This window comes from Kerstersia similis, from assembly GCF_965139615.1.
Taxonomy (GTDB): Bacteria; Pseudomonadota; Gammaproteobacteria; order Burkholderiales; family Burkholderiaceae_B; genus Kerstersia; species Kerstersia similis.
Genome location: NZ_CBCSIQ010000009.1, coordinates 75192 through 97130, shown reverse-complemented (window position 1 = coordinate 97130; position 21939 = coordinate 75192). Strand labels below are relative to the sequence as shown.

Annotated in this window: 23 protein-coding genes; 13 read left to right on the top strand and 10 right to left on the bottom strand. The window is 63.3% G+C overall.

Features of this window, described 5'->3' with window-relative positions:
* Positions 1-61 precede the first annotated feature (61 nt).
* From ACNA1V_RS07865 to ACNA1V_RS07845, 5 genes are read right to left on the bottom strand one after another with little or no spacing between them, the layout of a single operon-like run.
* Positions 62-838, bottom strand: a complete 777-nt coding sequence (locus tag ACNA1V_RS07865; protein ID WP_415833042.1) for a DUF1007 family protein — start codon at positions 836-838, stop codon at positions 62-64.
* A complete protein-coding gene (locus ACNA1V_RS07860; RefSeq protein WP_415833041.1) occupies positions 835-1887 on the bottom strand; it encodes a metal ABC transporter solute-binding protein, Zn/Mn family in 1053 nt (350 codons plus the stop codon). Before ACNA1V_RS07860 ends, ACNA1V_RS07865 begins: the two co-directional genes overlap by 4 nt.
* Entirely contained in the window at positions 1887-2768 is an 882-nt protein-coding gene (locus tag ACNA1V_RS07855) for a metal ABC transporter permease (protein WP_415833040.1), read from the bottom strand. Before ACNA1V_RS07855 ends, ACNA1V_RS07860 begins: the two co-directional genes overlap by 1 nt.
* Positions 2759-3502, bottom strand: coding sequence for a metal ABC transporter ATP-binding protein (locus ACNA1V_RS07850; RefSeq protein WP_415833039.1), 744 nt, complete (start codon positions 3500-3502; stop codon positions 2759-2761). The genes ACNA1V_RS07855 and ACNA1V_RS07850 overlap by 10 nt, the downstream gene beginning before the upstream one ends.
* Positions 3499-3732: a hypothetical protein gene (locus tag ACNA1V_RS07845; RefSeq protein ID WP_415833038.1), complete on the bottom strand. Its 234-nt coding sequence runs from the start codon at positions 3730-3732 to the stop codon at positions 3499-3501. The genes ACNA1V_RS07850 and ACNA1V_RS07845 overlap by 4 nt, the downstream gene beginning before the upstream one ends.
* A gap of 174 nt (positions 3733-3906) precedes the next feature.
* Between ACNA1V_RS07845 and ACNA1V_RS07840 the strand changes: the two genes are divergently transcribed.
* From ACNA1V_RS07840 to hslU, 5 genes are all read left to right on the top strand, one after another.
* Complete coding sequence (locus ACNA1V_RS07840; protein WP_415833037.1) at positions 3907-4416, top strand: Fur family transcriptional regulator; 510 nt, start codon at positions 3907-3909, stop codon at positions 4414-4416.
* 395 nt (positions 4417-4811) lie between these two features.
* The gene (locus ACNA1V_RS07835; RefSeq protein WP_415833035.1) at positions 4812-5957 is read left to right on the top strand and encodes a CobW family GTP-binding protein; all 1146 of its coding nucleotides are present in this window, start codon (positions 4812-4814) and stop codon (positions 5955-5957) included.
* 196 nt (positions 5958-6153) lie between these two features.
* Complete coding sequence (gene dksA / locus ACNA1V_RS07830; RefSeq protein WP_193755146.1) at positions 6154-6531, top strand: RNA polymerase-binding protein DksA; 378 nt, start codon at positions 6154-6156, stop codon at positions 6529-6531.
* Between the two features lie 262 nt (positions 6532-6793).
* Positions 6794-7333: an ATP-dependent protease subunit HslV gene (hslV, locus tag ACNA1V_RS07825; protein ID WP_415833034.1), complete on the top strand. Its 540-nt coding sequence runs from the start codon at positions 6794-6796 to the stop codon at positions 7331-7333.
* 83 nt (positions 7334-7416) lie between these two features.
* The gene (gene hslU, locus ACNA1V_RS07820; protein ID WP_415833033.1) at positions 7417-8745 is read left to right on the top strand and encodes an ATP-dependent protease ATPase subunit HslU; all 1329 of its coding nucleotides are present in this window, start codon (positions 7417-7419) and stop codon (positions 8743-8745) included.
* 138 nt (positions 8746-8883) lie between these two features.
* Here the strand turns inward: hslU and ACNA1V_RS07815 are convergent, their stop codons facing one another.
* The 5 genes from ACNA1V_RS07815 to ACNA1V_RS07795 form a co-directional block, all read right to left on the bottom strand.
* Positions 8884-9195 (bottom strand): copper-binding protein, encoded by a 312-nt coding sequence (locus ACNA1V_RS07815; RefSeq protein WP_415833032.1) that lies wholly within the window; start codon positions 9193-9195, stop codon positions 8884-8886.
* A gap of 102 nt (positions 9196-9297) precedes the next feature.
* Positions 9298-10527, bottom strand: coding sequence for a Bcr/CflA family multidrug efflux MFS transporter (locus ACNA1V_RS07810; RefSeq protein WP_415833031.1), 1230 nt, complete (start codon positions 10525-10527; stop codon positions 9298-9300).
* A gap of 172 nt (positions 10528-10699) precedes the next feature.
* Positions 10700-12019: a TRAP transporter large permease gene (locus ACNA1V_RS07805; protein ID WP_415833030.1), complete on the bottom strand. Its 1320-nt coding sequence runs from the start codon at positions 12017-12019 to the stop codon at positions 10700-10702.
* Entirely contained in the window at positions 12016-12585 is a 570-nt protein-coding gene (locus ACNA1V_RS07800) for a TRAP transporter small permease (protein ID WP_415833029.1), read from the bottom strand. Before ACNA1V_RS07800 ends, ACNA1V_RS07805 begins: the two co-directional genes overlap by 4 nt.
* A 30-nt stretch (positions 12586-12615) precedes the next feature.
* A complete protein-coding gene (locus ACNA1V_RS07795; protein ID WP_415833028.1) occupies positions 12616-13563 on the bottom strand; it encodes a TRAP transporter substrate-binding protein in 948 nt (315 codons plus the stop codon).
* A gap of 364 nt (positions 13564-13927) precedes the next feature.
* Between ACNA1V_RS07795 and ACNA1V_RS07790 the strand changes: the two genes are divergently transcribed.
* The 8 genes from ACNA1V_RS07790 to ACNA1V_RS07755 all read left to right on the top strand — a co-directional run bounded on the left by ACNA1V_RS07790 (position 13928) and on the right by ACNA1V_RS07755 (position 21897).
* The gene (locus ACNA1V_RS07790; protein ID WP_415833027.1) at positions 13928-14608 is read left to right on the top strand and encodes a fumarylacetoacetate hydrolase family protein; all 681 of its coding nucleotides are present in this window, start codon (positions 13928-13930) and stop codon (positions 14606-14608) included.
* Position 14609: 1 nt separating this feature from the next.
* Positions 14610-15386, top strand: a complete 777-nt coding sequence (locus tag ACNA1V_RS07785) for a fumarylacetoacetate hydrolase family protein (protein ID WP_278857122.1) — start codon at positions 14610-14612, stop codon at positions 15384-15386.
* A 175-nt stretch (positions 15387-15561) separates the two neighbouring features.
* The gene (hpaE, locus tag ACNA1V_RS07780) at positions 15562-17022 is read left to right on the top strand and encodes a 5-carboxymethyl-2-hydroxymuconate semialdehyde dehydrogenase (protein WP_415833075.1); all 1461 of its coding nucleotides are present in this window, start codon (positions 15562-15564) and stop codon (positions 17020-17022) included.
* A 110-nt stretch (positions 17023-17132) separates the two neighbouring features.
* Positions 17133-18056 (top strand): 3,4-dihydroxyphenylacetate 2,3-dioxygenase, encoded by a 924-nt coding sequence (hpaD, locus tag ACNA1V_RS07775; protein WP_415833026.1) that lies wholly within the window; start codon positions 17133-17135, stop codon positions 18054-18056.
* 63 nt (positions 18057-18119) lie between these two features.
* A complete protein-coding gene (locus ACNA1V_RS07770) occupies positions 18120-18527 on the top strand; it encodes a 5-carboxymethyl-2-hydroxymuconate isomerase (RefSeq protein WP_415833025.1) in 408 nt (135 codons plus the stop codon).
* Positions 18528-18571: 44 nt separating this feature from the next.
* Positions 18572-19375 (top strand): 2-oxo-hept-4-ene-1,7-dioate hydratase, encoded by an 804-nt coding sequence (hpaH, locus tag ACNA1V_RS07765; RefSeq protein ID WP_415833023.1) that lies wholly within the window; start codon positions 18572-18574, stop codon positions 19373-19375.
* A gap of 12 nt (positions 19376-19387) precedes the next feature.
* Positions 19388-20197, top strand: coding sequence for a 4-hydroxy-2-oxoheptanedioate aldolase (gene hpaI, locus ACNA1V_RS07760; protein WP_415833022.1), 810 nt, complete (start codon positions 19388-19390; stop codon positions 20195-20197).
* 92 nt (positions 20198-20289) lie between these two features.
* Positions 20290-21897 carry a GMC family oxidoreductase gene (locus ACNA1V_RS07755; protein ID WP_415833021.1) on the top strand — a complete coding sequence of 536 codons (1608 nt, stop codon included), beginning with the start codon at positions 20290-20292 and terminating at the stop codon, positions 21895-21897.
* Positions 21898-21939: the final 42 nt, after the last annotated feature.

Genomic DNA, 21939 nt, shown 5'->3' with positions numbered 1-21939 from the left:
GCGCCACGTGCCATAGAGAAAAACGGGAACGGGGACGCGTAAGCATGACGGGAAATACCTTTTACGGGCAGCTCAATTCAATACGGTGAGACAGGCTGCGGGTGATGAGGAACAGCTCTTCCGGCAGCGTTTCGATATCAGCCGGCAACTCGGCCAGTTTGGCGGCTGTCTGCCAGTCCAGTTCGTTTGGCGGATGATAGGTATGGGTGCAGCCGGCGGGCGCATTTTTCAAGGTTACGGCGCCGGGCGCACTGAAATCGTAGGCCACGTAATAGGTCGGGTCGAAAACATCCAGGCGCAAGGGCTGGCCACCGGCTGCGGCGGGCTGTTTCAATGGCAGATCGAAGGTCATGGAGATACGGCCGGAATCGCCATGCCAGGCCATGCTGGCGTCGCGCCATGCCCCAAACGGCAAACGTGGCGAGTCTCCACCGCCACGCCTGACCCCAGAGAAAAAATGGGTCTGCGGCACGGCCAGCGCCTCCATCCACTCCTGCGCCAGTGGCGCCAGCGTGGCCTGGGAATAGCTGCCGTCCTTTGCCTTCTCCAGGCCCAGCAGTGCATAGGCCGTGAACATTTCATCGAACAGCCAGGTCTGGCGCACGGCGGCCAGATGCCCGGCATCATCGAATTCAAACTCCGCGCTGGCATCTATCCACATATGCGGATGCGCCTGCGCCGCCAGCGGGATCAGGCCGGCAAGCACCACGGCCAGCATGCCGGCCAACCGCGCCCAGGGCTCGCGGCGCACCACGCTGGCCAGCCACCAGGAAGGCCGGCCTGCCGGCCCGGCATCGGCCGGGCAAGCTCTGGCGCCCGCGCCGGCCAGGCGGCTCAAGGCTGGGGATTCAATGCATCGAGAAGCTGTTGCGCGTTCCATTCCATCATATCCAGGTAGGTCGAACCGCGCTGCCCGGATGCCGCCAGCGCGTCGGTAAAGAGAAGACCACCGACCTTCGCGCCAGTTTCCCGGGCAATCTGGTCAGCCAACCTGGAGCGTGACACATTTTCGATGAATACGGCATTGATATGCTCGTCGCGGATCTGCTTGATAAGGCGTGCCATCTCTGCGGCCGAAGGCTCGGCCGCCGTGGATTGCCCCGCCACCGGCAGGAAAACCAGCCCATAGGCCTGGCCAAAATAGTCCAGCGCAGCATGCGCCACCACTACCTTGCGGTGATCCTGCGGCAAGGCACCGAACGATGCGCGCAAGCGGCCATCCAGCGCCTGCAGGCGGGCGACATAATCATTGGCGCGCTGGCGGTAGCCCTCGGCGTGTTCCGGGTCGGCGGCGATCAGCGCGCGCTCGATATTGCGCGCATACAGGATGCCGTTCCTGGGATCCTGCCAGGCATGCGGATCGAACTCGCCATGGTGATGGTGGCCGTGAGCCTCTTCCGCATGACCATGGGCCTCTTTGCCATGGCCATGGTCATCATGGCCGTGCTCGTCATGGCCCGCCTCATCGTGGTCATGGCCATCATCGTGGTCATGATCTTCTTCCGCGTTGCGCAGCGCCTTGACGCCGGCGCTTGCCACGGCCGTTTGCCCCTTGAAACCGGAGGCCTTGACCAGCCCTGGCAGCCAGGTTTCGAACTCCAGGCCGTTGACGACCAGCAGTTGGGCCTCGCCCAGCTTGCGCGCATCGCCCGGGCGGGGCTCGAAACTGTGCGCATCCTGGTTCGGCCCGATCAGGGCCACGGTCTGCACCTGGTCGCCCCCCACTTCATTGACCATATCGGCCAGAATGGAAAAACTCGCCACCACCTTCAACGGCTCAGCCTGCGCGGCACCGGCCCCGCAGGCCGCCATCACGGCCACCAATGCGCCCAAGCGCGCCCAGCCGCGCCGCACGCGCCCACCTGCCGACAGCATCCCTGCACTCATCACTTATCTCCTTGCGTTTCAGTCCGGAAAAGGCCGCGCAGCAACCCGTCACGGGGGCCGCACAGCAGGGAAAACAGGTAGATCACGCCGGCGGACAAGATGATCGCGGGCGAGGACGGGATATCCCAATGAAAGGACCAAAGCAGGCCGATCAAGCCGGCAGCCACCCCGATAACGGCAGCCAATGCGATCTGGCCGTCGATGAATTCAGCCCAGAACCGGGCAGCAGCGGCCGGCAGCATCATCAGACCGACAGCCATGAGCGTCCCCAGCACCTGAAAGCCGGAAACCAGGTTCAACACCACCAGTCCCAGGAATACCATGTGCGCCAGACCGCCCTTGCCGTACTCGGTGCGGACAAATTCGCTGTCCAGACATTCGGCCACCCAGATGCGGTAGAACAGCGCCAGCGCCAGCAGGGTCATGGCCGTGCTGCCGCTGACCAGGTACAGCGCGGCATTGTCCAGGCCCAGCACCGTGCCGAACAGCACATGCATCAGATCGACACTGGTTCCCTTGAGCGACACCAGCAACACGCCCAGGCTCAGGGAAATCAGATAGAAGGCCGCCATGCTGGCGTCCTCGCGCAGCGGCGTCAGCCGCGAAACGATGCCGGACAGCAATGCCACCAGCAGCCCCGTCACCAGACCACCCGCCAACATGGCCGGCCAGGACAGGCCGGCCACCAGAAAGCCCACGGCCACTCCCGGCAGCAAGGCATGCGACATGGCATCGCCCATCAGGCTCATCCGGCGCAGGATCAGGAACACCCCCAGCGGCGCGGCTGCCAGCGCCAGCAGCACAGTGCCTGTCAGCGCACGGCGCATGAAACCGAAATCCACGAAGGGCGCCAGCAGAAAATCATAAAACGTCACAACCATTCCCCCTGGCCCGACTGGCGTGCCCGCTGCAGATTGGCAGCGCTCAAGACCTCGCGCGACGCGCCCCAGGCCAACATGCCGCCCGCCCCCAGCAACAGCGTGTCGGGGAAATGCTGGCGCACCAGCTCCAGGTCGTGCAACACGGCGATGATCGTCCGGCCTTCCTCATGCCAGCCATGCAGCAGCTGCATCAGGTCTTCAATCGTTTCACCATCAACAGCAGCAAAAGGTTCATCCAGCAGCAGCACCTGCGCATCCTGCATGATGAGCCTGGCAAACAGCACGCGCTGCATTTGCCCGCCGGACAATTGCCGCAATGGCCGGTTGGCGCAGAACCCCAGCCCCGCTGCCTCCAGCGCGGCATGGGCGCGCTCCCATTCGCTGCGCGAGAGGCGCCCCCACGGCCCGACCCGGCGCCATGCGCCCAGCGCCACCAGGTCGATGACGCGTACCGGCATGGAACGGTCGATCGCACAGGCCTGCGGCAGCCAGGCACGTGCCTGGCGCGCCCAATCTGCCCAGGACACCGTGCCGCCGCATGGCGGCAACTGTTCCATCATGGTGCGCAACAGTGTGGATTTGCCGCTGCCATTGGCACCGACAATGGCTGTCAGACTGCCATGGCGAACCTCGCCGTTGAGGTCATGCAACACAATGCGTTCACGCCAACCCACGCACAGGCCGCGCAGGCTGATGGCAGCCGGCAAGGGCTGCGCCACGGACAAGCGGCTCATGGCAATGTCGCCCAGGCCACCATCAAGGCGCCGGCCACCGCCACGCCCACTACCAGCAGCAGGCGTGCGCCTGCCGAGGCATCCAGCCAGGCTCGCGGCGCCAGGCCCTGCGGCTCGCGGCGCGCCGGCGCATGCTGGCAGGCATGCGCCGCGCTCATGGCGGCAGGGCTGGCTTCGCTGGCGGAACGGGGTGATGTCGCAGCAGGCATGGGATTGTCACGATATATCATTAGTAGGGTTATATCATAACATTTCATGCCTGACAGCCCTGCACGACTTGCCCTCCCCGAGTATGGTTAGAATAGCGTTATGACTTCTGCCGCGACGGGCCTCCCGGCGCGGCACTTCCCTTACCTCTGGCGTCGCGGCCTGCCGCAGCGCCGTTTAGCGTGAACAGGCCCAGAATGTCCCAAGCACCTCGCCCGCCCCAGGCGGACCCGGTAGCCGAAAGGCTGGCCGTCGCCGAATCCCTGTGCCTCAGCCGGGGACGCCGCCTGACGCCTATCCGCCGCAAAGTCCTGGAGCTTCTGCTGCGCCATGACCGCAGCCTGAAGGCTTATGAACTGCTGGATGCCATGCGCGCCAGCCATCCCGGCGCTGCGCCGCCTACGGTGTATCGCGCGCTGGACTTCCTGATGGAAGAAGGCCTGATCCACCGCCTGGACGCCGTCAACGCCTGGGCCGCCTGCCAGGATGCCGGCGGTACACCGCACGACATTCTCGTCGTGTGCACCGCCTGCGGCAACGTGGCCGAGCTCAGCGACCCCGACATGACGCGTGCGCTGGCGCAGCGCGTGGCGCATACCGGCTACGCGCTGAGCACCCATGAAATCGAAATCCGGGCACTTTGCCCCGCCTGCCAGCTCGCTGGCAAACAGGCTGACTGCGGCCATGGGCACTCCCACGCGCACTGAGCCCCTGCCATGCGCCCCCTGGCCGGCCAGACGGCCAGGGCAGACCGGCCGCTCGCGCCGCTCCGGTCGTTGACATTTGTTGTTCCACCCGGCTGGCCAGCTGCCCGACATCGAAAAAATGGCACTCGCCCCTTCCGCCGGACCCTGCCACCCAGCATTGACGCGGATCTTGCGGCAGTGATCACCCCACGCATGCCCTGCATCGCCTGAATTTTCCTGCTTGCCGACTGGCGATATAACCCGTGGTTACAGCCTTACGCCGCGCCGGTATGCTAAAAGTTTGCCCAACTCGCCATGCTGTGATGTAATCCAGCGTTCCCTATACGTTACCGAGGACGTTCCAGCCTGCATTTTCGATGGGCAAGTCCGTCACTTCAGGCAAGAACCGGCCAAGCATGAATCAACCGCTCAGACTCGAACAAATGGTCCCCGTCACTGTCCTGACAGGCTTTCTTGGCGCAGGCAAGACGACGCTGCTCAAGCGTATCCTGACGGAGCATCATGGCCGCCGCATCGCTGTCATCGAAAACGAATTCGGGCCGGAAAGCATTGATAACGACCTGCTGGTTCAGGACAGCGACGAACAGATCGTCGAACTGAACAACGGCTGCGTCTGCTGCACCGTGCGCGGCGACCTGCTGCGCGCCCTGCTTGACCTGAAGCAGCGCCGTGACAGTGGCGCCATCCAGTTCGAGCGCGTCATTATTGAAACCACCGGCCTGGCCAACCCCGGCCCGGTGTGCCAGACCTTCTTCATGGACGACGAAGTCGCCGGCTACTACCGCCTGGATGCCGTCGTCACCATCGTCGATGCCAAGCACGGCATGGAAACGCTGGATCGCCAGCCTGAAGCCCAGAAACAGATCGGCTTTGCCGACCGCATCCTGGTGTCCAAGAAAGACCTGGTGAATCAGGCCGACTACGACGCCCTGCGTCATCGCCTGGTGCGCATCAACCCGCGCGCACCCATCGAACCCGTCAATTTTGGCGACACCGATCTGAACAAGATCCTGGACATCAGCGGCTTCAACATCGACTCCATTCTGGAGCTGGATCCGGCGTTCCTGTCGGATACCCATCCCGATGCCGCCCACGATCATGATCACCATGACCATGGCCACCACGGCCACGATCATCACGATCACGGCCATGAGCACCATCACCATGGTCATGATGATGACGAAGGCCACGAATGCGGCCCGAACTGCCATCACCATGACCACGCCCATCCCGCCCACGACGACGAGATCGGCGCTTTCATCTTCCGTTCCGACAAGCCCTTCGATCCGGGCCTGCTGGAAGAATTCCTGGGTGGCGTGCTGGAGGTTTATGGTCCTGACCTGCTGCGCTACAAGGGAATCCTGTACCTCAAGGGCGTGAACCGCCGTATGCTGTTCCAGGGCGTTCACATGCTGATGGGCGCAGAGCCCGGCAAACCCTGGGGTGCGCAGGAAAAGAAATCCACCAAACTGGTGTTTATCGGTCGTAAGTTGCCCAAGGAAATCTTTACCCAAGGGCTGGAGCAGTGCCTGGCGAAATAAGGGGCGGGCCACGCCTGGAAACGTCCACCGGCAGTATGCAGGTTGCGCATTCAGAGTGATCAGCCCCGACACGACGCCGTAACATCATCAAGACGGAGTGTTTTTCATGGCTACCAAGGCTGCAAACCAAGAAACGAACCCGGTTGCTGGCAACGCCGAAGTCATCGACCTGCCCACGGAACAAGAGCTGCTGGCCATGCCCGAGTCGGACTACATGAACGACGTACAGCTGGCTTTCTTCCGCAACCGGCTCCGCCAGATCGAACAGGACATCCTGAACAATGCCGGCGCCACAACGGAAAACCTCAGGGAAACGCAGTTCGTCCCTGATCCCGCCGACCGCGCCACGATCGAGGAAGAGCATGCGCTGGAACTGCGCACGCGCGACCGCGAGCGCAAGCTGCTGAAGAAAGTGCAGCAGTCCATTGCCCGCATCGACAGCGGCGAATATGGCTGGTGCGAAGAAACCGGCGAGCCCATCGGCATTCCCCGCCTGCTGGCACGTCCGACCGCCACGCTGTCGCTGGAAGCCCAGGAACGCCGTGAAATGCGGCAGAAGATGTTCGGCGACTAATCCCACCGGGGCCATCCCTACCGCAAAGGCGGCACCCGTCAGGGCGCCGCCTTTGTTTTTTCCGGCTCCCATCGCGCTGCCCGCAGGCTTCCTCCGGCAAGCAGCGCTTGAATTGCCCGACATCGTCCCCATGTAGAGGGCACGGACTGTCCCTGGGCAGCCTGATTGCCCCGCCCCTGCCGCCGCTCCGGCCCGGCAGCGGCCCAGGCGGCAGAGGCACCAGGAACATTGCACCGCCACAGAATCACCGGAAGAATTCGCCATGGAACAATTTCACGCCACAACCATTCTCTGCGTCCGCCGCGGCAACCGCGTCGCGCTGGGCGGCGACGGCCAGGTCACGCTGGGCAATGTCGTCATCAAGGGAACGGCCCGCAAAATCCGCCGCCTGTACCACGGCAAAGTCCTGGCCGGATTCGCAGGCGCCACGGCCGACGCCTTCACGCTGCAGGAACGCTTCGAAGCCAAGCTGGAGAAGCACCAGGGCCACCTGATGCGCGCGGCGGTCGAACTGACCCGTGACTGGCGCACCGACCGCGTACTGCGCCGCCTGGAAGCCATGCTCATCGTCGCCGACAAGGATCACACGCTGGTGCTGACCGGCAACGGCGATGTGCTCGAACCCGAACACAGCCTGGCCGCCATCGGTTCCGGCGGCTCCTATGCGCAGTCCGCCGCACTGGCGCTGCTGCACAATACCGACATGGCGCCGGAAACCATCGTCAAGAAATCGCTGGAAATCGCCGGCGACCTCTGCATCTATACCAACCAGAACCACATCATCGAAATTCTGGAAGACTGAACGCCGTCTGCGCGACACGGCCTTTTACGCCACCTTGCGTCCCTGCACTGCGCCAGCCTCCCCTCATCCCAGGATAGCCCCACATGTCCGCTTCGAACATGACGCCCGGAGAGATCGTCTCCGAACTCGACAAATTCATCATCGGCCAGCACCGAGCCAAGCGCGCCGTCGCCGTGGCACTGCGCAACCGCTGGCGCCGCCAGCAGGTTGCCGAACCGCTGCGCCATGAAATTCATCCCAAGAACATCCTGATGATCGGCCCGACCGGCGTCGGCAAAACCGAAATTGCCCGCCGCCTGGCCAAGCTGGCCGGCGCCCCCTTCATCAAGATCGAAGCCACCAAATTCACGGAAGTCGGCTATGTCGGCCGCGATGTGGACACCATCATCCGCGACCTGGTGGAATATGCCATCAAGCAAACCCGCGAACGCGAAATGCAACGTGTGCGCACCCTGGCCGAAGATGCTGCCGAAGACCGCATTCTGGATGTCCTGATTCCGCCAGCACGTGATGGCAACGGCAATCCCCAGCGCGAGGAAAACACCGCGCGCCAGGTCTTCCGCAAGCGTTTGCGCGAAGGCCAGCTGGACGACACCGAAATCGAAATCGACGTCGCCCAGCCGCTGCCGCAAATGGACATCATGGGCCCGCCGGGAATGGAAGACATGACCGAGCAGCTGCGCGGCATGTTCGCCGGACTGGCCAAGGAACGTACCAAACCGCGCAAGATGACCGTCAAGGAAGCCTTCAAGCTGCTGGTCGATGAAGAAGCCGGCAAGAAGATCAATGAAGACGACCTGCGCCGCAACGCCATTACCAGCGTGGAGCAGAATGGCATTGTGTTCCTGGATGAAATCGACAAAATCGCCACCCGCCAGGAACAGAGCGGCGGTGATGTGTCGCGCCAGGGCGTGCAGCGCGACCTGCTGCCGCTGATCGAAGGCACGACCGTCAACACCCGCTATGGCATGGTGCGTACCGATCATATCCTCTTCATCGCATCAGGCGCCTTCCATCTGGCCCGCCCGTCGGATCTGATCCCAGAACTGCAAGGCCGCCTGCCTATCCGTGTGGAACTCGATTCCCTGAGCGCCGAGGATTTTGTCCGCATCCTGAAGGAAACCGACGCCTCGCTGGTCAAGCAATACACGGCGCTGCTGGGCACCGAAGGCGTGGAGCTGGAATTTACCGAGGATGGCATCCGCCGCCTGGCCGAGCTGGCATCCGAAGTCAATGAGCGTACCGAAAACATCGGCGCGCGCCGCCTCTATACCATCATGGAAAAATTGCTCGAAGAGATTTCCTTCGATGCCTCCGGCCACCATGGCAAGGTCGTGATCGACACCAGCTACGTCAATCAGCGCCTGGCGGAAACCGCCGGCAGCGAAGACCTGGCACGCTACGTGCTGTAAACATTCCGGCATGAAAAAAGGCGGGCCGCGCTGGCCCGCCCTTCAGAAGCCCGTCGCCTGAACGATTCCCCTTGTGGGGCGTTCAAGCAGCGGGCTTTTTCTCGGCCACGCTCCGGGAGCAGTGGCACCACCACTGCCTCAGCGGTCGATCTCAATCACCCAGTATTGCCCGTCCTTGCGCGTGGCGGTAAAGCGGATCTTGTCGCCAGGGTTGACCAGCACCAGCAACTCGGGATTGATGCGATACACCAGCGTCATCGCACCCAGTTCCAGTTCGGGAATCGCGCCGTGCTTGATCGTCACCTTGCCGTTACTGGCGTCCACGCGCCGCACTTCGCCCGAGGACTTGGCTTGCACCTGGGCCTGGGCCAGCACGGCAACAGGCGCAGCCAGCACTGCCAGCCCGGCCGAAGCCTTCAGCAAGAGAGAGAAAACTGCAGCTGCACGCATAATGAATCCTCCTGTGGCAAATGGCAGCCAGTCGCCAGCAACCAGGCAACCGGGCCTTTTGCAGCGCACGCCAAAACAGCGGCGCTTCATCCTATTTTATGCCTATCCGGGACGGCCTGCCCACCAAGCGGATGCGCAGGCCACCAGACCGGCGCAGCATACGCCTACGCCCATGGCCAGCGGCGTCCCGTCGTGCAGCCATGCCACCAGTGCATTAAAGACCGCCCCCAGCCCGAACTGCAGCGCCACCGCCAGACCAGTAGCCGCACCAGCCTGCTGCGGATACCAGGCCAGCAGGCAGGCCAGCGCATTGGCCCCCATCATGCCCGTTACGCTGAAAAATGCCAGCATGGCCACGACAATCCACGGCAGGCCGGCGGCGCCCCCCAAACTGCAGGCGAGCAAGAGCGCGATACCTGCCAAGGCCGCGATGCTGCCGCCCAGGCGCAACAATTGCCGGGGCTCGCGGCGCTTGAGCAGACGTGTATTGGTATAGGTCATCACCATGACACCGGCGATATTCAGGCTGAACAACCAGGCATAGCTACGCGGCGACAGGTCGAAATACTCGATATAAACAAACGGCGAAGCCGTGATGTAGGCGAACATGCCGCCAAAGGTAAAACCCATTGCCAGGATGCAGGCCAGCGCGCGAGAACGGCGCAGAATCTCGCCGTACGATTTGAACGCCGCCAGCACCGAATCCTTGCGCTCGCCCGGCGGCAAGGTTTCCGGCACGCGCAGCAGCACGGCCAGCCAAACCGAGGCCGCCAGCACCGCCAAGGCCCCGAATACGGCCCGCCACCCCAGCACGCTCAACAACAGGCTGCCCAGCAGCGGCGCCACGAGGGTCGCCACCATGGTGATCATATGCATCCAGGACAGCACCGTGGCAGCCTTGCCGATGGGAAAGGCATCCCGCACCACGGCTCGCGCCAATACCGACGCGCCCGCGCCGCCCAGTGCCTGCAACAGCCGCCAGCCTATGAGCTGTCCGGCCGACACCGCCAGCAGGCAGCCGATACTGGCAATCACATAGAGCGTAACGCCCCCCAGCAACAAGCGGCGCCGGCCATAGCGATCCGACAAAGGACCGTAGAACAGCATGCCTATACCAAAACCGGCCAGAAACACGCCAATGGTGGATTGGATTTTCCCGGTATCCACCCCCAGCGCCGCGGCGATCTCCGGCAACGCAGGCAGATACATGTCGATGGACAACGGCCCGAAGGCAGCCAGCGCCGCCAGGATCACGATCAGCCGGGAACCGCCTTGCGGCGCACGCCCCTGCCCTGCCGCCGCCACCCCGGCCGTACTTGTACTCAGGCCCATGCTCACCGCCCCCTTTTGCCAGCATGCCTGATAGCCACGGCACACCGCCATTCACCCATGAAAATGGCCCGAAGAAGCGGAATGCCTCTTCGGGCCCTTGCGTATTCGCGGTGCCAGCAGCAAAACGGCATTGCCGCCGGCACGCCGGGCCCGAGCAAACGGGCCCGTTCGATCAGAACTGCAACAACCAGAGCGCCAGGCCAGGGAAGACCAGCAACAGGCCGATCCGGATGAAGTCCGAAATCAGGAACGGCACCACTGCCTTGGCCGAGGCCATGAACGGCACATCCGGCGCAGCACGCTGCACAATGAACAGGTTCATGCCGTGCGGCGGCACGATCAACCCGATCTCCACCACCATCAGTGCCAGGATACCGAACCAGATGGCGCGGTTTTCACCCATCAGCTCCGGCATATCCAGCCCCATCACAATGGGGAAGAAAATGGGAATGGTCAGCAGCAGCATGGCCAGCGAATCCATCAGGCAACCCAGGATCAGGTAGATCACCAGAATGGCCGCAATGACCAGCATGGGCGACAGGCCGGACTCGCTGATGCGGGCAGCCAGTTCCGCCGGCATTTGCGTCAGCGCCATGCCAGAGTTGAGCAAGTCAGCGCCCAGCAGCACCAGGAAGATCATGGCTGTCGTTTCCGCGGTGCCCAGGATACTGGCGCGCAGGCCGGGCCAGCGCATGCCACCCTGGAGCACAGCCAGAATGCCGCAGGCAGAAGCACCGATGGCAGCAGCTTCGGTCGGGTTGGACCAACCGCCGTAGATACCGACGATCACGACCAGGAACACGCCGATCACAGGCAGAATACCAATGAAAGCCTTGACGCGCTCAACCAGCGGCGCCTTGGTCAGTTCAGTGGTGATGTTCCGCCGGCTGACGATGATGCGCAGCACGATCAGATAGCCGATGATGGCGATGGTACCGGGGATTACGGCTGCCACGAACAGCTTGGCAATGGATTCCTGGGTCAACACCGCATAAACGATCAGCGGCACGGACGGCGGAATCAGGATACCCAGCGTACCGCCGACGGCAACCGTCGCCGAGGCCAGCGGGCCGGGGTAGCCGTTGCGGCGCAGTTCCGGCAGGATCACGTGGCTCATGGTGGCGGCCGTTGCCAGCGAGGAGCCGCAAATGGCGCCGAAACCGGCGCAGGCGCCGATTGCCGACATGCCGATGCCGCCCTTCTGGTGCCCGACGAATGCCGATGCGCACCGGAAAATGGCGCGCGACAGGCCGCCATGGGTCGCAAACTGCCCCATCAGCACGAACAGCGGAATCACCGCCAGATCGTAGTTCGACAGGCGCGCATAGGCCAGATTGTTGAGCGTGAACAGCAGGCCCGACAAATCACCGTCATTGACGGCCCAGTAGCACAGGATGCCGCCCGCCAGCATGGTCAGGCCGATATGCACGCGCAAGACCAGCAGCACCAGCGTGAAAGCCAGCGCAATCAATCCAAGGGTCATGCCGCTCATGCTTGCACCCCTTGCTGCGCGGCTGCCGCCGTTTCTTCCCTGCCGATCTTCAGCAGGTCAAGGATGCGCGCCAGCGCGGCCAGCGCCAGCAACGCCAGGCTGGGAAGCAAAAGCATCATCGGAATCCACATGGGTACGGACAACAGCGTGGATACGTCGCCGTATTCCATGTTGTCCTGCATTTGCAGGAACGTGCGCCAGGTCAGCAAGGCCGCTGCCAGGAACATCAGCAGGTGGGCGAAGATATCCAGACGACGATTGACACGGTCGGGCGCCCACAGGGTGAAGGCATCCGCCTTGATATGCCGGCCATGCAATTCGCACAGCGGCAAGAAGGCGGCGATAGCGATGGCGGCGCCCATTTCCATCAGTTCCATGTCGCCCCGGATGGGGGTCGCGAACAGCTTGCGACCGACCAGGGAGATCAGGGACATGATGATCAGGGCCACCAGAACCAGGCCGCCTGCCAGGGCGAACCACCGGCAGACGGGCTCCAGCAGCCTGTGCAGGCGGCTGGGCAGGGACAGGGTGGACGGATCCATCCCTGTTGGGAAAGCTTCGTTCATGAACGTACTCGTATGCAGTTCAGCGGAGTGTTACTGAGCCAGCAGGCCACGCGCGGCTTCGAACAGCTCGGCGCCGTCCTTCTTGCCACGCTTGTTGTAGTCCGCTACCCATTCCTGGCCGACAGCATCCGTCGCCTTGCGCATGACTTCATAGTTCTCCGGCTCGATCGCAATGATCTTGTCGGCCGTAACCATGTCCTTGGCCTTGCGGGTCGCTTCGTCCCAGGCCACGCCGAAGTCGCGCACCAGCGCGTCGCCGCTGTTGCGGTCGAGGATTTCCTTCAGGTCGGCCGGCATCTGATCATACTTGCGCTTGTTCATCAGCATGGACAGCACGGTGTAGCCAATGGCGGGCTCGCCCTCGGCCATAGCGCTGTGATAGCGCGTGACTTCTTCCAGCTTGGTGGAAGGCACGACTTCCCAGGCACCCAGCGCGCCATCGACCACGCCCTTGGAAATGGCTTCGGTCATCTGCGCCGGCGGCATGCTCACGGGCGTGGCACCCAGGGCTTCCAGCGTACGGGCCACCGTGCGGCTCGAGGCGCGCAGCTTCAGGCCCTTGAAGTCTTCCAGGGTACGCACGGCGCGCGGACGCGAGTGGATATCCATGCCGCCGTCACCGAACATGGCCAGTACCTTGTAATCCTTGAAGTCGTCCTGACCATGTTCCTGGTAGAACTTCCAGATCAGGTCATTACCCTTCACACCACCATAAGGCAGCATGAACGGCAGTTCCAGCACTTCCAGGGTCGGGAACTTGCCTGCCGAATACGCCGGCGCCGTCCAGACGATGTCGGCCACGCCATTGCGGGCCATATCGGCCAGCTGGGCCGGCGTGCCACCCAATTGCATGGACGGATAGATCTGGCAGTTGATACGGCCTTCGGATTCAGTCTTGAGCTTGGCGCACCACGGCTCGATCACATTGGCCTGCGCATTGGAAGCGGCAGGCAGGAAGTGCGCGATTTTGAGGGTCACATTTTCTGCTGCCATAGCGGTGCTAGCGGCTGCAGTCATTGCGCAGATGGCTGCCAGTCTGGACAGTTTCATCGCCTTGTCTCCGTGAAGGATTTGACCGGCAGACGGGACGGCATCATGCGCCTCGGACCGGTCTATTGTGAAAATCAATTTTGTTAACAAGTTAATTACTTGGTGTTTTGGTGTCAATAGGATTCTAGTCGCATAAGGGATAACCCGCCCCCCTTTCCTGCATGGTTGACAATGCATCCGCGCCATCCCCATAATGATTAACATGTTAATTAAATGAGGCACATGCCCGGCGGCCTGCCAGCCTCTCTTCAGACTGGGGAAACCCGCTGAATACGCCGGGCTCGGAGCACCCATGACATCATCGACCCATCCTTCGCTCAGCGACGCCACACGGGGCACCCTGTTCGGTATCGCCTTGAACTATCGCGGCCTGCTCGACAGCCGCCTGGAAGAATTCCAGCAGCCGCCCTACCAGCGGCCGCCGGTCAAACCCGTGCTGTTCATCAAAACCCCCAATACGCGCAACCAGGACGGCGGCCAGGTCGCCAAACCGCATGATGCGCGTCTGCAGCCCGGCCCGGCGCTGGGCGTGGTGATCGGCAAGCGCGCCAGCCGCGTCAAGGCCGCCGATGCCATGTCGCATGTGGCGGGCTATGTGATCGTCAACGAATTCAGCCTGCCCGAAGACAGCTACTACCGTCCGGCGGTCAAGGCCAAGTGCCGCGATGGCTTCTGCGCCATCGGCCCGGCCCTGGTGCCTGCCGCCGACATCGCCGACGTCAACCAGCTCGGCCTGCGCGTGTTCGTCAATGGCGAACTGCGCCAGCAGAACTCGACGGCGAACTGGGTACGCACCATTCCCGAACTGATCGAAACACTGAGCGAATTCATGACGCTCAATGAAGGCGACGTGCTGATCACCGGCACGCCGGAAGGCCGCGTGGACGTCGAACCCGGTGACGAAGTCATCGTCGAGATCGACGGCCTGGGCAAACTGCGCAACGTCGTCGTGCAGGAACAGGAGAAGAACTGACATGAAACGCGCCATCATCCGTCACCAGGGCCAGCCCGTCCATGTCACCGTCGAGGACATCGGCGGCAAGATCGAAGTCGTGCTGCAGGACGGCACGCGCCTGGCAGAGCAGGACGTCGAATGGCTGCCGCCCGCCAGCGGCAGCATGTTCGCGCTGGGCCTGAACTACGCCGACCACGCCCGCGAGCTGGCCTTCAAGCCGCCCACGGAGCCGCTGGCCTTCGTCAAGGCACCCAATACCTATACCGGCCACCGCCAGCAGACCTGGCGCCCCGACAACGTCGAATACATGCACTACGAGTGCGAACTGGTGGCCGTGATCGGCAAGCCGGCGCGCAATGTGCGCAAGGAAGACGCGCTGGAGTACCTGGCAGGCTATACCGTCTGCAACGACTACGCCATCCGCGACTACCTGGAAAACTACTACCGCCCCAACCTGCGCGTGAAGAACCGCGACGCCACCACCCCCGTGGGCCCGTGGATCGTGGACGCCGCCGACGTTCCCAACCCGGCCGCGCTGACGCTGCGCACCTGGGTCAATGGCGAGCTGCGCCAGGAAGGCACGACGGCGGATATGATTTTCGACATCCCGACGCTGATCGAATACTTCTCCAGCTTCATGACCCTGCTGCCCGGCGACATGATCGCCACCGGTACGCCGGAAGGCCTGTCGGATGTGAAGCCCGGCGATGAAGTCGTCACCGAAGTCGAAGGCGTGGGTCGCCTGGTGAACTTCATCGTCAGCGAAAGCGATTTCTTCGCCAAGCACAATCGCTGAACCGCAGCACCCGTCTGCAGCCGGCCCCGGCCGGCCGCAGGCAAAACGATGCACCGAACGGAGCGCCTGCGCTCCTCGCAGTACTGGAACAGCCCGGCCCCGAGCCGGCGTTTTTCAAACGGCGCGCCGGCATGAGCCTGGCGCCCCCGCCACCCAACAGGATATCGACATGAGCATGATCAAGCACTGGATCAACGGCCAAGAGGTCGAAAGCAAGGAAACATTCACCAACTACAACCCGGCCACCAACGAAGCCATCGGCGAAGTCGCCAGTGGCGGTGCCGAGGAAGTCAATGCCGCCGTGGCCGCCGCCAAGGCCGCGTTCCCCGGCTGGGCTGCCACGCCTGCCAAGGAACGCGCGCGCCTGATGCGCCGCCTGGGCGACCTGATCGACGAAAACGTCGGCCGCATCGCGGAACTGGAAACCCTGGATACCGGCCTGCCCATCCACCAGACCCGCAACGTCCTGATCCCGCGCGCCTCGCACAACTTCAACTTCTTCGCCGAAGTGTGCACCCGCGTCAACGGCCACACCTATCCGGTCGATGACCAGATGTTGAACTACACGCTGCACCAGCCGGTGGGCGTGTGCGCGCTGGTGTCGCCCTGGAACGTGCCGTTCATGACGGCTACCTGGAAGACCGCGCCATGTCTGGCACTGGGCAATACCGCCGTCCTGAAGATGAGCGAACTGTCGCCGCTGACCGCCAATGAACTGGGCCGCCTGGCACACGAAGCCGGCATCCCCCCGGGCGTGTTCAACGTCATCCAGGGCTATGGCGCCCAGGCGGGCGAACCGCTGGTGCAGCACCCCGATGTGCGCGCCATCTCCTTTACCGGCGGCACGGCCACCGGCCGCCGCATCATGAGCAATGCCGGCCTGAAGAAGTATTCGATGGAACTGGGCGGCAAGTCGCCGGTGCTGGTGTTCGCCGACGCCGACCTGAACCGTGCGCTGGACGCAGCCCTGTTCACCATCTTCTCGCTCAATGGCGAGCGCTGCACTGCCGGCAGCCGCATCTTCATTCAGGAATCGGTCTATGACGAGTTCGTGGCCGAATTCGCCGCACGCGCCAAGCGCCTGCTGGTCGGCGATCCGCAGGATCCCAAGACCCAGGTCGGCTCGATGATCACCAAGCAGCACTACGACAAGGTGACGGGCTACATCCGCATCGGTATCGAAGAAGGCGCCAACCTGCTGGCTGGCGGCCTGGAGCGTCCGGCCAACCTGCCCGAGCACCTGAAGAACGGCCAGTTCATTCAGCCGACGGTGTTCGCCGATGTGGACAACCGCATGCGCATCGCCCAGGAAGAAATCTTCGGGCCGGTGGTCTGCCTGATGAAGTTCAAGGACGAAGCCGACGCCCTGCGCCTGGCCAATGATGTGGAATACGGCCTGGCCTCCTACATCTGGACCCAGGATATCGGCAAGGCACACCGCCTGGCACGTGGCATCGAAGCCGGCATGGTCTTCATCAACAGCCAGAACGTACGCGACCTGCGCCAGCCCTTCGGCGGCGTCAAGGCATCGGGCACGGGACGCGAAGGCGGCGACTATAGCCTCGAAGTCTTTACCGAGATCAAAAACGTGTGCATTTCTATGGGCAGCCATCACATTCCCCGCTGGGGAGTCTGATACGCTGTATCCACAGCGCTGAAAACGGCCCGCCCTGTGCCCTGCCGGGGCCGGGCCGAACCGACAGATGACAGGGCAGGCCTTGCCGTCAGGCAAGGAAGGAGACAGTTATGGGCAAACTCGCACTGGCTGCAAAAATCACCCACGTTCCGTCCATGTATCTGAGCGAACTGGACGGCCCCCGCAAGGGCTTCCGCCAGTCCGCCATCGACGGCCACATCGAGATCGGCCGCCGTTGCCGCGAGCTGGGCGTGGATACCATCGTGGTGTTCGATACGCACTGGCTGGTCAACGCCGGCTATCACATCAACTGCGCGCCCCACTTCAAGGGCAACTACACCAGCAACGAACTGCCGCACTTCATCAGCAACATGCAGTACGAGTTCCCCGGCAACCCGGAGCTGGGCCAGATCCTGGCGAAGGTCGGCCGCGAGTACGGCATCGAAACCCTGGCGCACGACAAGACCACGCTGGGACCGGAATACGGCACGCTGGTGCCGATGCGCTACATGAATACGGATCAGCACTTCAAGGTGATTTCCGTTTCCGCGCTCTGCACCGTGCACTTCCTGAATGACAGCGCACGCCTGGGCTGGGCCTTCCGCAAGGCCGTGGAAGACCACTATGACGGCACCGTCGCCTTCTTCGCCAGCGGTTCGCTCTCGCACCGCTTCGCCCAGAACGGCCTGGCGCCTGATTTCTCGGACAAAATCTGGAGCCCCTTCCTGGGCACGCTGGACGAGGAAGTCGTCCGCATGTGGGAACGCGGCCAATGGCAGGACTTCTGCGCCATGCTGCCCGAGTACGCTGCCAAGGGCCACGGCGAAGGCTTCATGCACGACACCGCCATGCTGCTCGGCGCCATGGGCTGGTCGGAATATGACGGCCATGTCGAAGTGGTCACGCCGTACTTCCCGTCCTCGGGCACCGGCCAGATCAACGCCATCTTCCCCGTGACACCTCAGACCGGGGCTGCGATTCCGGAAGCCCAGGCGACCCAACAGGCCTACGTACCGGCCTCCGCCCGCCTCTGATGCCACACACCGGGAAGCCTACAGGCTTCCCGGCTTCCTTTATCTCTCAGTGCGGACTTCGCCATGCCTCACCTCGTACTGCTTTTCACCCCTGACCTGGAACGCGACGCCGATATCGGCGCCGTCTGCCGCGACCTGGCCGACACCATGCTGGAACAGCGCGACGAACAGGGCAAGGCGGTTTTTCCCAAGGGCGGCACACGCGTGCTGGCCTACCCGGCTGCCTATTCGGCGGTAGCCGACGGCAAGGGCGACTACGGCTTCTGCTATGCCAACCTGCGCATGGGTTCCGGCCGCAGCAGCCTGGTCCACAAGCAGGTCGGCGACGCCTTGCTCGCCACCTTGCGCCGCCACTTCGATAGCGTCCTGGCGCAACGCCCCGTCGGCGTCACGCTGCAGATAGACGAAGGCACCGGCCAGGTCTATGACGCCAAGCACAGCAGCCTGCACCCCCTGTTCGCCAAAGGCTGAACGCCGCCCTCCCGCGCGCCGCGCCCTCTTATCGCTTTTATTCCATGCTCTCTACCGACATCATCGAACAAGCTGCTGCCCGCCTCGACGAGGCCGAGCGCAGCGGCAAGCAAATCCGCCAATTCTCGCTGGAATACCCCGGCATCACCATTGAAGACGCCTACGCCATCCAGCGCGCCTGGGTCGCCAAGAAAATCGCCGGCGGGCGCCGCCTGGTCGGACACAAGATCGGCCTGACCTCGCGCGCCATGCAGGTCTCTTCCAACATCACCGAGCCCGACTACGGCGCGCTGCTCGACGACATGGTGTTCGAAGAAGGTACCGATATCCCCATCAGCCGCTTCATCGTGCCGCGCGTGGAAGTCGAACTGGCCTTCATCCTCGGCAAGCCGCTGCGCGGCCCCGGCTGCACCATTTTCGACGTGCTGGACGCGACCGAATACGTGGTGCCCGCGCTGGAAATCATCGACGCGCGCATTCACCAGATCGACCCGGAAACCAAGGTGACCCGCAAGGTCTTCGACACCATTTCCGACAATGCCGCCAACGCCGGCATCGTGCTGGGCGGCCGCCCTGTGCGCCCCAACGACATCGACCTGCGCCGCGTGCCCGCCATTCTGTATCGCAATGGCGTGATCGAGGAATCCGGTGTCTCCGCCGCCGTGCTCAACCACCCTGCCAAGGGCGTGGCCTGGCTGGCCAATAAACTGGCGCCGTACGGTGTTACGCTGGAAGCGGGCCAAACCATCCTGGGTGGCTCCTTCACCCGCCCGGTTTCGGGCAGCGTCGGCGATACCTTCCATGTCGATTACGACCTGCTGGGTTCCATCGCCTTCCGTTTCGTCTGAGGTACGAAGAGCATGGATCTCCCTATCAATACCTTCAAGAAAAACCTGAAGGCCCGCCCGCAGATCGGCCTGTGGGTCGGCCTGGCAGAAGGCTATGGCGCGGAAATCGCCGCCACCGCCGGCTTCGACTGGCTGCTGCTCGATGGCGAGCACGCCCCCAATGACCTGCGTGCTGTCCTGGCGCAGCTGCAGGCTGTCGCGCCCTATCACAGCCATCCCATCGTGCGCCCTGCCACTGGCGACGCCGTGCTGATCAAGCAATTGCTCGATATCGGCACGCAGACCCTGCTGGTGCCCATGGTGGAAAACGCCGAACAGGCGCGCCAGCTGGTACGCGCCACGCGCTACCCGCCGCACGGCATCCGTGGTGTCGGCGCTGCCCTGGCCCGCGCCTCGCGCTGGAACACCGTGCCGGATTACCTGAACCGCGCCGATGAAGAAATCTGCCTGCTGCTGCAGGTGGAAACCCCGACCGCGCTGCAAAACCTCGACGAAATCGCTGCCGTCGAAGGCGTCGATGGCGTTTTCATCGGCCCCGCCGATCTGTCGGCATCCATGGGCCATCGCGGCAACCCCGGCCACCCGGATGTGCAGGCCGCCATCGAAGACGGCATCGCCCGGATCGTGAAGGCAGGCAAGGCCGCCGGCATCCTGTCCGCCAACGAAGCGCTGGCGCGCCGCTACCTGGAACTGGGTTGCTCCTTCGTCGCCGTCGGCGTGGATACCAGCCTGCTCGCCAATGCGCTGGGCCAGCTGGCTGCCCGCTTCAAGGGCGATGGCCAGGTTGCCGCACCGGCACAGCCCGCAGGCCCGGGCTACTGATGGGATGACGCAGTGGCCTCACCGGCCACTGCCCCACCAGCAATAACCTTTGATGCCGCCACAAGACGGCAAGAGAAACCCAGGAGACATTCATGTCCAGCCAGGAATTCGATTACGTCATTATCGGCGCCGGTTCCGCCGGCGCCGTCATCGCCGCCCAGATCATTCGCCGCGGTGGCGGCAGCGTGTTGCTGCTGGAGGCCGGTGGCAGCGACGACAACCTGATGATCCGCATGCCGGCAGGCGTCGCCAAGATCATCGCCAAAAAAACCTGGCCCTACATGACCGACCCGGCCCCGGAAACCCTGAACCGCCCGATGATCGTGGCGCAAGGCAAGGTACTGGGCGGCAGCAGTTCGGTCAATGGCATGATCTACATGCGCGGCCATCGCGAAGATTACGACGCCTGGGCGCAGCAGCATCAATGCACGGGTTGGGGCTTCGACGACCTGCTGCCTTATTTCAAGCGCGCCGAAGCGCATGAAAGCCTGACTGGCGAATACCATGGCAATGATGGCCTGTTGCCGGTGAGCGAGAACCGCTACCGTCATCCGCTGTCCATGGCCTTCATCCGCGCCGGCCAGGAGCTGGGGCTCGATTACGTCAACGATTTCAATGGAAAATCGCAGCAGGGCGTAGGCTATTACCAGACCACCACCCTGCGCGGCGAACGCGCCAGCACCTCGCGCACCTACCTGAAATCCATCCAGGGCAAAGGCCAGTTCGAACTGATCCTTGATGCCCTGGTGGAAAAAATCAACATCCAGAACAAACGCGCCGAAGGCGTTACCTACCGGCGCGGCAACGGCACCCCGGTAACGGTCAAGGCGCGTCGCGAAGTGATAGTCTGCGCGGGCGCCATCGGTTCGCCCAAGCTGCTGATGCTCTCCGGCATCGGCCCGGCCGAACACCTGAAGGAGCACGGCATCACGCCGGTGCAGAACCTGCCCGTGGGCCAGCACTTCAAAGACCACCTGCACCTGTCGGTCAACGCCGAAACGCGCGAACCGGTCAGCCTGTACGGCCAGGATAGCGGGATCAACGCCATCCGCAACGGCATCGAATGGCTGGCCTTCCGTTCCGGCCCGGTCAGCTCCAACGTGCTGGAAGGCGGCGCCTTCGTGGATACCCATGGAGAAGGCCGCCCTGATGTGCAGATCCACTTCCTGCCCATTCTGGATACCTGGGATGACCCGGATGGCGTCGGCAAGGGACGCACCCACGGCCTGACCCTGAAAGTCGGCCACCTGCGCCCGCGCTCCGAAGGAGAAGTGCTGCTGTCCAGCGCCGATCCGGCAGCCTTGCCACGCATTCGCGCCAACTTCCTGTCGCACCCGGACGACCTGCCGGCGCAGATGCGCGCCGTACGCCTGGGTCTGCAGTTCCTCGGCACGCGCACCATGCAGCCGCTGCTGCGTGACATTTTCTCGCCCAACCCCGACTGGCTGAACGATGCGAACGCACTGGAACAGTTTGTTCGCGGCGGCGTCAAAACCACTTACCATCCCATCGGCACCTGCCGCATGGGGCCGAATCCCGACAGCGCCGTGGTTGGCACGGATCTGCGGGTTCATGGCATCGACGGCCTGCGTGTCGCCGATTCCTCGATTTTCCCGGATATTCCCAGTGGCAACACCAATGCGCCGGTCATCGCCGTCGCCGAAAAAGCCGCCGACCTAATACTGGGCCAACAACACTGATTACCACGGCATACGGTAAGCCGAACACAAGGAGTCATTCCC